The sequence below is a fragment of the Candidatus Krumholzibacteriota bacterium genome (assembly GCA_016932415.1).
Lineage (GTDB): Bacteria > Krumholzibacteriota > Krumholzibacteriia > Krumholzibacteriales > Krumholzibacteriaceae > Krumholzibacterium.
Genome location: JAFGCX010000010.1, coordinates 97,254 through 110,669, shown reverse-complemented (window position 1 = coordinate 110,669; position 13,416 = coordinate 97,254). Strand labels below are relative to the sequence as shown.

The 13,416-nt window shown below is 48.9% G+C and carries 9 protein-coding genes; all 9 read right to left on the bottom strand.

Features of this window, described 5'->3' with window-relative positions; genetic code table 11:
• Window positions 1–137: 137 nt before the first annotated feature.
• Window positions 138–1,931, bottom strand: coding sequence for an outer membrane protein assembly factor BamA (gene bamA, locus JW814_03340; GenBank protein ID MBN2070469.1), 1,794 nt, complete (start codon window positions 1,929–1,931; stop codon window positions 138–140).
• Window positions 1,928–6,004, bottom strand: a complete 4,077-nt coding sequence (locus tag JW814_03335; protein MBN2070468.1) for a translocation/assembly module TamB domain-containing protein — start codon at window positions 6,002–6,004, stop codon at window positions 1,928–1,930. Before JW814_03335 ends, bamA begins: the two co-directional genes overlap by 4 nt.
• 106 nt (window positions 6,005–6,110) lie before the next feature.
• The gene (corA, locus tag JW814_03330; GenBank protein MBN2070467.1) at window positions 6,111–7,175 is read right to left on the bottom strand and encodes a magnesium/cobalt transporter CorA; all 1,065 of its coding nucleotides are present in this window, start codon (window positions 7,173–7,175) and stop codon (window positions 6,111–6,113) included.
• Between the two features lie 113 nt (window positions 7,176–7,288).
• A complete protein-coding gene (locus tag JW814_03325) occupies window positions 7,289–7,639 on the bottom strand; it encodes a DUF1622 domain-containing protein (GenBank protein MBN2070466.1) in 351 nt (116 codons plus the stop codon).
• A 25-nt stretch (window positions 7,640–7,664) separates the two neighbouring features.
• Window positions 7,665–8,240 carry a YeeE/YedE family protein gene (locus JW814_03320; protein ID MBN2070465.1) on the bottom strand — a complete coding sequence of 192 codons (576 nt, stop codon included), beginning with the start codon at window positions 8,238–8,240 and terminating at the stop codon, window positions 7,665–7,667.
• 12 nt (window positions 8,241–8,252) lie between these two features.
• Complete coding sequence (locus tag JW814_03315) at window positions 8,253–8,771, bottom strand: YeeE/YedE family protein (GenBank protein ID MBN2070464.1); 519 nt, start codon at window positions 8,769–8,771, stop codon at window positions 8,253–8,255.
• Window positions 8,772–8,783: 12 nt separating this feature from the next.
• Window positions 8,784–10,238 carry an MBL fold metallo-hydrolase gene (locus JW814_03310; protein MBN2070463.1) on the bottom strand — a complete coding sequence of 485 codons (1,455 nt, stop codon included), beginning with the start codon at window positions 10,236–10,238 and terminating at the stop codon, window positions 8,784–8,786.
• Between the two features lie 134 nt (window positions 10,239–10,372).
• On the bottom strand, window positions 10,373–12,163 hold the full coding sequence (locus JW814_03305) for an SLC13 family permease (GenBank protein MBN2070462.1): 1,791 nt from the start codon (window positions 12,161–12,163) through the stop codon (window positions 10,373–10,375).
• 193 nt (window positions 12,164–12,356) lie between these two features.
• Entirely contained in the window at window positions 12,357–13,409 is a 1,053-nt protein-coding gene (locus tag JW814_03300) for a methylated-DNA--[protein]-cysteine S-methyltransferase (protein MBN2070461.1), read from the bottom strand.
• Window positions 13,410–13,416: the final 7 nt, after the last annotated feature.

Below are 13,416 nucleotides of genomic sequence, written 5' to 3'. Positions count from 1 at the left end.
CGGGCATCTTCTCATGTTCCTGTTCCATTCTTTTGACAGTATAAACCTCTAAAAGGTTCCCCTCCATGACCAGTCACAGACCGAATGATCCGGTTGTTGGAAAGGGCTGGATCCTCTGAAACCGAGTCTCCAGCCGCTTAAAATGCCTGTCCTATGCTGAAGTAGATCCTGCCTGCCGGTTCACCATCGCGTCGATCGAGATTGACGCCGTAATCACACCGGACGATTCCCAGCGGCGTGTTGGCACGAATACCGATTCCTGTATTATAGCGGATATCGGCTGTTCGAAAATCATCTATCCTGTTCCAAAGATTACCCGCGTCGACGAAGATCACACCCCCGAGCATCCTGTAGATTACCCTGCGAATCTCAATCAGGTTGAACGCGAGAAGAAATTTACCTCCAAGGGGATCCTTTTCTTTATCAAGAGGCCCGACCATTCGATAGTCGAACCCTCGCATTACGTTTGGACCGCCCAGATAAAACCTTTCGTTCAAAGGGATCGACAAGGATTGCCCGAACACACCCATCCATCCGGTCTCAATTGAAGTGGCTATGACTGTCGACGCGCCTGCCGGGTAAAAATATTTAAAGCGGCCAAGCAGTTTCCAGAAATCCTCGGTACCGCCGAGAAAAGAACCGGCGATTTCGCTGCTTGATTCTAGATAGACACCCTTATTCGGATTAAACATATTACTGCGCGTATCATAACTTAACGACAGTTTGAGGCTTCTGATGTCATTCTGAAGCTTGTCACGATCATATGTCACATCGACATTCGACAGGTTTGATTTCTCATATCTATAAGCTAGAGAAAAAAGGGAACGGTTGAGGATCTTCCTGCCGACAACGAGGCGGCCTCCGGTCCGTTCGATATCATATGCCGGTTCTTTTCGATACTCGTACAGCAGGTTGAGATCGGTCTTCCACCGCAGCCCCAATATCCTTGGTTCACTGAATGACAGAACCGCTCCATAGCTTATAAAACTCAGATAAGTCGATATTCCGGTTTTGCGCCCTGTGCCGGCTATATTGTTATTATTGAACTCGATTCTTGTCCTTCCCTGTTCGACAGACCCATACCCAAGATAAAGATTCAACTCGACCGATTCGCTCTCTTTCAAATCTATAATAACATCCTTTAACATCGAGTCCTGATCAGCTGCCGGTACGGGATGGATGAAAACTGACTGGAAGAGACCTGTAAGGTAAAGCTGCCTCTGGGATCGAAGAAAGTCAGAGCGGCTGGCGAGATCACCTTTCTTGAACGACAGTTCTCTCGTTACTGTTTTTCGTTCAGTTTTTTTCAGATTTTCGATGCGCAGATCATTTACACGCGATTGGAAATGCTCCTTGATCGTAAGATCTATCAGAGCTCTGTGAGATTCGACATTGATCCTGATATCAGGATGGACCTGCGCGTCCAGATATCCGTGATCGGCGTAAAAGGACAGGATCGAAAGGATTCCATCGTTGATACGCCCTCGCCTGAATGGATCGCCTTTCTGGACAAGCGCTTTATTAAGCAGGAGAGTATCACTGAAAGCTTTTGAACCGAAAATACTAATACCTTCAATATGTGTCAATTCTCCCTCGAAGACCTCTATCCTTATATTCACCGTTCCCGCCGTCGAATCGGCGACTACCTGGAAATCGGAGATCGCTGCTTCCAGAAACCCGCTCTGCCTGTAAAACAGGAGCAGATTTTCCATGTCGCCCTGCAAAATTTCCGGATAATAATAGGAACGTGAATAAAAATGATGGGGACGAGTCAGGATCAGGCGCATGAGTCTTTTATCGCTGTATACCTCGTTTCCAGCGAATTCCACCGATCGTACCTTAAATTTCTTCGCGGCTTCCACACTACCGGTCTGAATAACAATCACCAGAAGCCCGATCGACACGCACAATATCAATTTCTTTTGTCTCATTTAAAATGCAACCTGTATTTGAAATCCAGACCAGATCTGCCCAACTGATCGGTCTCCCCCTGCAGCGACAAACGCCCGGTGAAGTGATAATCAAGCCGGATGCTCTGTTCGTTCAAATGTCCTATGTTCGTCCGATAAGTGACTTCCGCCTTTCCTGTCAGTTTCTTGGACGCCAGCAGTTCAGGACCCCACGAATTATCGAAACGAAAAAGATTACCATCGATTGTCACCTGATCGAGTCCGAGCATTCCTCCGATATTCCTTGATATATAACCGGTCATCCGCTTGCTTGAGAGTTCCTGAGCCCGCTCGAGAAGGACACCTTTCAATGTCGTCGGTTCGTTTCCTACACCAGGATCGGTAAGCTGGGTCCTTGTCACGCCCAGAGTAAGAAGTGAAACAATATCGGTCCTATCGAGAGGCGGGTCAGAGGTCAGTTCCACCTTCGTCTCATCGAGGGTCCCGGAGACTGAAAGCGTCACATCATAAGTAGTGACTTCCATCGCCCGGTAACTCTTGATTGTCGTTCCCGCGACAAGGTCGATCACGGGGTTAAGTCTGTCCGGGTCGGAAAAATCGAGTATGCCTCTTGATATCGTCAATTTTCTGTCCAGAAAAAGAAGATATCCCCTGGCCACCGAAACCCGTCCGTTGATAAGCGGTCTCTCGATATTTCCGATCAGGCCGACCTCGGCACTCATGCGCAGACGCGCCAGATTATTATCTATCCAGATCTGATCACTACCTCGCACACGGATATTAAACCGGGTCTTATCAATAAAGTCGGGAAATTCCCGATCTGGTCTTTCAATCGATCTGGCGAATGGCAGGATCGACTTCGGTTTGAAATTCGCCAGGAACTGCGTCTCACCCAGTATTATATCACCTTCAAGTTTATGATACCCTGCTTCCGTCCTTAAGGTCAGATCGGCAGTTTTTATTTTCGCCTTAATGGAGCGCGGCCGATCGATCCCCAGATCGCGGATTCCGGACTTCAGGTCCAGGGAGACAGGCACACCTTTTTCATGCGATATTTCACCTGTGGCATAGATCTCACCCCCGTTCAGCCAGATCGAAAAAGTGTCGATAAAGACCGTGTTCTGCCGGAACGAAAGATATATCTGGCCCTTTGTGAGTGTCTCCTCCAGCCACACTGGCTTCACAGTCAACTCGCGGCAGGAGATCCTCCCGTTTATTACCGGGTATGATGTCTGTCCACCGATGGAAAGAGCGGCATGGAGATTTCCTGACAGCCGGTCAAATAGAGGAATAAAGGGCCTGATAAGTGAAAGATCGATATTTGATATATCCATTTTCATCTGGATCGAGTCGCTGTTTATAACTCCATGCCCTTCAGCCGTTCCATGATCTGACAGGGAAAGAGAGAGTTTCGTCGCCATATCGTGCTTCCCCGCATAGACGGCGGAACCGAGCAACCGGAACGGGACTTCCATGACTCTTCCGCTCAGATCATTTATGGTAAATGTCGAATCGACGATCGACGCATCAAGGCTTAAAGAATCGATCTCCGGATTATCATTCCTCAGCCGCAACGATCCCTGGCTGACCGCTATCTTTCCATGGGGTCGTGGAGACCCTAGAGTACCATCCCATCCAATATCGACCGCGCATCTGCCCTGAGCGCTGATGGATGGCATTACCGCCATCATCAGCAGACTGAGATCGATATCATCGACGATAAATACGCCCTTAAATGGGCTTCCATGCAGAAGAGAAGGTCTGCCACTTTCAGTGGGCAGTAATCCAGCCGTCGCCCGTATCGACGCGCGATGAATCGACTGGCGTAATTCAAAATCCCTCAACTCCAACTGATCGCGGTCGAGTTTTATCGTCCCATAGAGGGAATCGACAGTCACATCCCTGAATCGAGGGTGGAGTAGCTTAAGCTTCAGGGATGCTTCCGGTTCAAAAAGGTTTCCCGATGCTTCAAGTTCAAATCCGAGATCCCCGGCGATCCTGTCTCTTTCACCAAGCAGTATATCGATTATTTCCAGATCGATCTGGTCTCCCACTGCGCTCACCGAGTAGCGGCCTTTCTCCTGAATCTCGAAGGAAGCGTTCAAAGTTCCAGAGATCCGCCCGGCATCTTCTGCGCCATCTGCCCCGAGTAAAGCTCCCGAACTGTCAGGAGTATCCTCGATCGTCAGCCCGATATCGCAAAGTCCTTTCCTGTCCTCTATGAAATATTTACAATTTCCCCACCCCTCCAGACCATCCCTGCGCAAGACCATCGATGATACATCGATCTCCCGCCCGGTCATCGAAGCTATGAGCATCAGGCTATCGAGTCTCACGTTATTGAACCCCGGATGATAGAGTTGTACACTGGTCTCACCCGTGGTGTTATCGGGATAATCGCGTAAATGGCCGCTGTAAGATAACCCTCCCGAAAGGGACAAGATCCCGAAAGGTGGAGACAGTGTATCTATCTCACTCGAAATACCGCTAAAATACAACTGTGACACCCGCAATCCTTTTTCTCCGTAAAAGATCGAACCTGATAGAGTATCGATCGGAAAATTTCTGAATAAGAGATTTCGCGCGGCGATATCAGCGCTTATATCGGGAGATTTGAATCGGCCTTCGATAAGGCCATGCATTTTAAATTCACCGGAAAGGTCTGAGATATTGAAAAGAGCAACGATCGGTTCTATACGCTTTACATCAGCAATGAACCTCCCACTCACCTTTTCATCAAGCAGTTCAAGTTTCGCTGACAGGTCTGCTCCGTCCTGCTTTAATTCCAACTCGGCTTTCCCCTTACCTATAGTCCCTTTAACGCGAATATCGTCCTGGGGGATCGATCTGTAACTTAAATGGCTCAGGCTCAGACTGACGCTGGAATGCCATGAACCCGGATCGCCAGGAAGACCGGTTGCAGATAACGCCCCTCCCACCTTTCCACCGTATGGTAGAGGATCCGAGTATATGACCAGAGCTATCTGATGAAGATCCAGTCCGGTAAAAAGAAGATCAATCCCCGCGCTTGACAGAGAATCGGTCCTGATACTTCCTTTGCATGACGCGTTTCCTCCGAATATTTCCATTTCCATATTATCGAGGCATAGCGAATCGGCGCAGACGCGGGCTTCCACCTTTATATCAGGCACTTTCATACCAGCAGTCTCAAGATCCGATATATCCAGAGAACACCTTATCCGGGGCATCGGCAGCGACCCGTCGACTCTGGCAGTGACGAAAAGATCACCCTTCATGGAGCGGTACTTCTCCGGCAGGAATCCAACCAGGAGCGGTGATATATTGCCTAGATCAGCGGCAAGATGAAGATCCGCTGCAACGGCAGTCACCCCATCATCGATCTCAATGGCCCCCGATCCGGAAATATCAGCACCAGCAAATTCCACGCTGAGAGAATCCAGTCTTGCTTTCCCGGCACCCGCGTTACCATCAAGAAAGAGACGGTTGAAGGGAATCGAGATCCCGCCGCGCTCGATCGCGCCATCATGACATCTAAGATTAATATTATAATTTTTCCCGTCTCTCCGTTTTGCCGTAATACTGATATTGCTTGCGAGTGTATTAAACCCATTTTGAGTCTCGTCGCGGTACCTGATCCGTCCATCCAGAATATTCAATTCCCCAAGATCGACTTCAAACACATGAGTGGACGCTCCGTTTTTCTTCCTATCAACCTTAATCGCCTCTGGCAGATTGTCGCGCCCCGTGCTATCGCGGTGGACAAAAAGATTAACGCCATCAAGTTTCACGTCCTCGATCAGCAATTTTCGTTTGAACAGGCTACGCATCGTGTATGAGACGAGAAGTTCATCGATATTCAGAAAAGTGACCGTATCGCCCTTTTCCACATGAAATATCCTGGCGTTATTGAGCCTCAGACGCGAGATCAGGTTTGTCTCAAGGCTCCCGATACTAACCTCGCTTCCCAAGGCACCTTTCAAACGGGAGACAGCGATGCGCCGGACTACACTTTCACCCGGGTGGATTGTCATAAAGAAGAACAATGCTGCTGGAATTGAGAAGAGAAGGAGCACTGCTACCGATACTTTTTGCCAGGCTTTCAGATGCGGCATTTCATATGATCCCGTTGAGATTCAATCGAGCATTCATCACGCTCCAACCCCAACCTAAGAGGCATGTAGCGGAGAGGCTTATAAAGGTCTTTACTACCGGAAACTGTCAGAGCCATTTTTTCTTCTTGAAGTATACCACCATCCCCGCGATCACGGCAATTATTACCCCCCACACAGCCGGATAGGCCCATGATATTTTAAGTTCCGGCATCGATTCGAAGTTCATTCCGTAGATCCCGGCTATGAAAGTTATGGGTATAAAGATCGTCGCGATGATCGTCAACACCTTCATCACTTCATTCATCCTGTTACTGACGCTTGACATATAAATGTCAAGAAGGCCTGATATCATATCGCGAAGAGACTCTACCGTGTCTATGACCTGTATGGTATGGTCATATACATCGCGAAGATATATATGTGTCGAATGTCTTATCAATTTCGATTCAAGCCGTTCAAGGCCGCTTATCACTTCTCTCAGGGGCCAGATCGATTTTCTGATAAATATCATCTCGTGTTTGATCGCCTGTATTTCCTGAAGGTTTTCGGGATCAGGATTCTCGACGATGACCTCGTCCATCGCCTCCATCCTGTCGCCGACTTTTTCCAGTATGGTAAAGTAATTGTCTACCACGATATCGAGAAGGGTATAGGCGAGATAATCAGCTCCCTGTTTGATTATACGGCCCTTTTTACCGCGTAATCTTTCCCTGATCGGTTCAAAGACATCACCTTCGCGCTCCTGAAACGAGATGACGAAATTTGCCCCGAGTATCAGGCTGACCTGCTCGGAAAGAAGTTCGTCATTTTTATCATCATAGGAAAGCATCCTTAAAACGATGAAAATATAATTGTCGAAATCGTCGAGTTTTGGACGTTGCCCCACGCTGATGATATCTTCGAGTACAAGAGGATGTATATCGAAACGCTCCCCGAGCTTTTCCAGCATCTCGACGTCATGGAGCCCATCGATATTGATCCAGGTCACTGTCGGTTCATCCTTGAATGGAAAGCAATCCTCGATCTTTTCGATCTTCTTTTCCTGGAATTGATTTTCGTCATAATCGATCAACGATATTTTTACTTTATCTATTTTTTTATCGCCATGAAAAACGAGAGTCCCGGGGGGAAGACCCGCTTTTTTATGCGTTTTATTGAACAGTCTTGGCATCGATAATTCCTTCCTTTCTTTTTATCAGCCCCGACACTTGCTATATCTGAATGATCAGCGAACAGATTCCCGTATTTTCCTGTCAATCCGCTTTATTCAATCATCAAGAGTCTTTATTGCTGCTTTCCGTTGTTTGACGGGGAAAATTCGGCGACTTCTCTCTCAAGAAAATAACTTATCACGGTACGGATCAGGACTATACTTCCCAGGACCGCCATGTCATTGAGAGTGGGATGGGTGATCGTGCCGATGATATCCGCGGCAATCATGAATTCGAGTCCAAGAAGCAGATAAGAACCCAATTGATGTCTCAGTTTCTCTCTCTCATGATAGATCGATCTCTGCCTGAAACGTCTGATCTCAAGCCTGATTAGACGGAATATTATCAGGATAACTCCCCAGGCTATTATAGCGACTCCGAACATGCCGATGATCATGGATGTGATATGTATGATTTCATTCATTTATCCACCCTCCACACGAAAAGATTCACAAGCCTGCCGACTCTATCCAGACCATGACAAGAGTCAATAAAACTGCCATCGGAATGACGACGATCCAGTCATTGACCTTGAATAATCCAGGCAGGGTGACAGTTCCAAAATCGCCCTTCTTAAGGATCCCCTCTTTAACTCTGGGATATATTGACGCGAATATTCCGGCACCAAGCCAGATACCGGTCAAACCGCCTGCCGCCGCGTCCAGGTATCCGTTGCCGACAGCTCCCGCTATCGTTCCGGGACAGTACCCCAGCACTGCAAATCCAACACCGAAGATCAGCCCCCCGATGGCACTCATCCCTATCGAACCTGGTTTTGGTTGCAGCCTTACCCACCCAAGATTTTTCATGGTATAAATCCCGATCATCCCGGTCGCTACGGCGGACAACATTATTTTTATTACTGTGAAATCCTCAAGAAGCAACTGACCGATAATCACATCATATTTTGTGGCCCCTCCTTTTTGAAGGAGAAACCCGAATATCATACCGAAAAGGAGCCCCCACAAGAGCTGGGACCGGCCTACTCTGTTCTTCCCCGGCTTATCCTGTTTGTTTTTTTCCATCCTGCCCCCCTGTCATCCGATAAGATTGAAAAGTAAGAAAGCAGCGGCAATCCCGCCCACAAAGAAACAGACTGCTGATATCCAGCTGGAGAGAGCAAGCTGCAGTGTTCCACTGATTCCGTGTCCGCTGGTGCAACCACCCGCCCATCTGGCGCCGAATCCCAGGAAAATGCCACCGATTACCGCCATAATCACTCTCGGCACGGGCGCCGGGCCAAATACAGAGATCCATCGCGAGGGGACCCATCGCAACTGAAAATCTCCTGATAACAGGGACGAGAGAAATGCGCCGAATACGATCCCTAGAACCAGCATCCATTCCCAGTCGATCACCGGCTTGACTTCCTGATAATACAATTTTTGCTCTACTTTTTCTCCTCTGAAGACCTTTTCTATCATCCCGCTTGTCCTGGCAAAAGCGGTTGAACATCCGACCGGTTTTTTAGAGATCACAAAGGTCAACCAGCTCAGGACACCTATACCGATGCCGACCGCGTAGGGCGACCATCTCGTTTCAGTCAACCATTCCATCTCTCCCTCCGATCACTTTGGAACATTCCAGTGTTGACTGGTACCCATGTACCCGGTGAAAAAGCGCGATCCGTGCGGATTTTCGCAGACTCCGCAACGTTTTGTATGACCAGCGGCGCTGTACCCGGTCATGCCGCCCGCCACATTATAGATCGACTTGAATCCCTTCTGACCCAGTATGCTTGCTCCAAGACTGGATCGATGCCCTGTACTGCATATAAGGACAGTCGGTTTTTCCGGGTGAAGTTCCCTGAACCTGGTCCGCAATTCCGGAGCGGGGATATTTACAGCTCCTTCTATGTGATTATCCTCAAATTCCCTGGGAGAACGCACATCAAGCAGGACGATGTTGGAAGTCCCCGTCGCCATATCGTGAAGGTCCTCAGCGGAGATCAGGTGAAGATCGCTCGTGCGAAGCCCGGCGACAGCCCAGGCGAACATGCTGCCATTCAGATACCCGACGATACGGTCGACTCCCACGCGCCGGGCCCATGTATTCGCATGAACCGCTTCAGAATATGACGCTGCGACCAGGAGAATATTCTTGTCGGTCGGCAGCACCCATCCGGCAAAGGTCGGAAAATTCCCGCCGAAATCAATATGCCATGAACCTGGAATATGCTGGCTGCCAAAGGAATCATAACTTCGGGCGTCGAGGACAATAATGCCCGGGTCCTGCATTTTTTTGTGAAACTGGGCGGGATCGAGTTCCCGAAGAACTGGAAGTTCAGAGATCATGGCTGGTCCCTGCCGGTTGATGTCGCTGCATCGGCTGAAATGATCCGGCGCGGGAGGCATGTCGGTGGTGAGAGATCTTACGAAATCGGACTTGTCAACGATCTGCAGCGCCGCGTTGTACAGGCGTTCGTAACCGATAGTAGTACGCCATTTGGCCCCCATCGCGCGTCCACACAGCGAACCGGCACCGTGGGCCGGATAGACTTCGCAGTAATCGGGGAGTCTCATCAGTTTTTCGTGAAGGCTATGAAACAGTTTCCCGGCGAGTTCCTCGGCTATATCGGGAAAGAGATCCGGGCGGCCTACATCACCGACAAAGAGCGTATCCCCCGTAAAAACGCCCAGAGGTCCGTCGCCGCGAGACTTGTCGGTTACAACGTAACTGATATGCTCCGGCGTATGCCCGGGAGTCTCCAGGACCTTAAGTTCCATATCCTCCAGTTCGATTATATCCCCTTCCGACAACCCGACGTGATCGAACCTGCATTTTCCCGATTTTGGCGCGTATATCTTCGCTCCCGTCCTCTCGGCAAGATCGATATGCCCCGATATAAAATCGGCATGAAGATGCGTTTCCAGGATATGAGTGATATCCACCCCGAGAAGCCGCGCTTCGTCGATATAAAAATCCACGTCGCGCTGCGGATCTATGACGGCGCATATTTCCTTGCCGGCGAGAATATACGAGCTGTGGGCTATCTTGCCGATGAAATAGTGTTTTAGCAGCATTTTTCCTCCCTTTGCCCGGGCCACATCCGGTATATAATTTTTCTTCTACGAACCGAAGACAGGGGATTCTTCCCCTCGGATCCATCTGGTTCATCGATACCGCTATTACTCCACCACCCTTTTTTCGCGTTTATCTACATGTATAACAGATAAAAAACACTGACCACAACCACCAGGAAAAGAATCGTCATTCCGCCACCTGCTTTGAAATAATCAGAGTTTTTGTATCCCCCCGGTGTCAGAAGCATGGCATTTACCTGATGGGTCGGAAGCACGAAGGAATTGGCCGCGCATACGGCGACAAGAAGCACGAGCGGCCTTGGATCGAGACCGCCGATCCTTGCCATATTGATCACCAGCGGCGCGAGGACGACCGTGGAAGCGACATTGGACATGAACAGTGAAAAAAGAGTCGAAAGTACCGCTATCGTAGCGAGAAGAAAAACCGGATGTCCTCCCTGGACTACTCCCATTACTTTTATCGCGAGAAATTCCGCCGCGCCTGTTTTCTGCATCGCCATTCCGAGAGGTATCAGCCCTGCGATGAGAAAAACGACTTTCCATTCAACGGCTTTATATAATTCATCGATACGGATGACCCGGGTCAGAACCATCGCGACAGCCCCGGAAAAGAGGGAAAATGATATTGGAAATCCGGCAATCGTCAGACTGATCGAACCGGCGAAACAGAGTCCGGCTATCCATGCTTTGCCTTTTCTTTTTTCCTCGATCTCGAAAGGTGTAATAACTACAAAATCATCCTGCATCTTCAATCTCTGCACATTCTCCCACAGGCCATGGACGACGAGCGTGTCACCCGCTTTGAATTTCTGGTCGGAGAAATCACCTTTCACCTCGTTATCTGAACGAAAAAACAGGACCGGCTCTACGGAATACTGTTTCCTCAGAGCTACCTCCCGGAGAGTCCTTCCTATCAGGGAAGATCTCGGCGGTATGATGATCTCCGCGAAACCTACAGACTCTGAATCGCTTAACCGCTCGAATCCATCGAGCTTTTCATGAAACCGAAGCTGAAAGTCGGCGGCAAAACGTTCTATATCGACTATATCGCCGAGAAGCGCCAGTTCATGTCCAGTTTCAAATCGCGTATTTCTCCATGGAGCATATTCGACATCCTCTTTTTTTGATACTGCCAGGATATGAAGCGAATATCTGCTCCAAACGCCTGAACTTTCATTTGTCAGTCCCACGAGCAGGCTATTTTCAGGAATCGAATATCTGCAGACAGTAAAAGGCAGATGCCATGTATCGATAAGTTTTTTCTGGTGCGACACGCTCTCTTTTCCCGACCCACGATGTGGAAGGACTCTGCTGCCGAACAGGAAAAAAAAGAGGATCCCTGTCGCCAGGAGGATCAACCCGGCCGGAGTCACTCCGAAAAGGCCGTATGGCTGAAGTCCCGCGCTTCGAAGAAGGTCATTTAACAGGATCAGTGGCCCCGAAGCGACCATGGTCAATGTGCCTCCCAGGATAGCGGCAAAACCGAGAGGCATGATCAGTTCTGAAGCCGGGATCTTTTCCCGTTTTGAAATATGCAGTACCGCCGGTAAAAAAAGCGCGGCAGCCCCTACGTTCTGCATGAACGCGGATAAAAGCCCGACTGAAAGAGATACAAGCCCGATGAGCTTTCGCTTGCTGCTGCCCACCAGACGCAGTATGAACGCCGAGAAACTGTTCATGATACCGGTTTTTGCCAGGCCATTTCCCATTATCATGACAGCCATCATGGCGATCACCGCGTTACTTGAAAACCCTGAAAGTGCTTCCCCCGGAGTGAGGATACCGGTCCATCCAAGCGCTAGCATGCACAGTATCGCTATAAAATCTATTCGAAAAACTTCGAAAATGAGCAGAACGACCGTGGCAGTCAGGATAGCCAGAACGGTCAGTATCTCAATCTCCATCTTTTATTTCCCGCTGATGACGCTTTCCGGAATAATGAAACACAGTATAAACTCCAGAGATCGATTCATTCCCCAATTGCTTGATTTGCGGCTTAATACCCCTTTATGATTGACAGTATTCCCGTAAATGTTACTGCTGTCCAGTGAAAAAACTTATTGTCCGGCTGGATAACATGCGGCTGTTATGACAAAATCATCTCCCCATATTGGATCTTTCGAAATCAAGAAGCCATTTTTTCCTGTGCAACCCTCCTCCATACCCTGTAAGACTTCCGTCGGAACCGATGACCCGGTGGCAGGGAATCACGATACTTATGCGGTTGTGGCCATTGGCTGAGGCTACAGCTCTGACAGCCCTGGGATTTCCGATCGCTATCGCCTGTTCCCTGTATGACCGTGTTTCTCCATAGGGGATCTCCCGCAGGGCGTTCCAGACCGATTTCTGGAATTCTGTCCCGGGGGCATCGATAGCGACTGTGAATTCCTTTCTGTTTCCGGAGAAGTATTCCTTTATCTCGACAATAAGCTGGTCGAGGTGATGGTTTTTCCCGGGAAGGATTACGGCATCAAGTCTCTTTCGCAACTCTATAAATTCCGTCTCCAGCATCTTCCGGTCTGTAAAGTCCAGTAGGGATACTCCCCTTTCACTTGCGCAGGCGAACATCGGGCTGATCGGAGTGGTAAAGCGTACAATATTCAAAATCGATTTTTCTTTTACACTTGTGGGAGAGCCTCCGAATATCGAACGATAGCTTTCGTTAAAGCCGCTAAGCGACTCATACCCGCTGTCGAATGCTGAATTGGTCACTGTCTCCCCCATTTTTATGCTGTTGAAGGCGGTGTTTATTCGAAGCATCCTCTGGTAGGAGTGAAAAGTGATATTATGATACCTCTTGAACCATCTTCTGATCCTGGCCGGATCGATGCCTCTCTTCCTCAGATCGATATCCCTTATCCGCAGATATGGATTTTCCCGCAGGTCGCTTATTATTTCGCTGATATATGCCGGAGTCGCTCCGAGTCTCTCGATCGGATTGCAGATCTTGCACGGTCTGAATCCATTCTGAAGGGCTTCCTCCGCGGTATCGTAAAAGTCGACATTCTCCGGCAGAGGTTTCCTTGCCCTGCAGGATGGCCTGCAGAATATCCCTGTCGTTTTTACCGCGGTAAAAAATATTCCTTCATAGGTAGATTCTTTTCTGCCTATCGCGTCATATTTTTCCTGAAATGTAAGATTTTTCGTCATCTTTGTT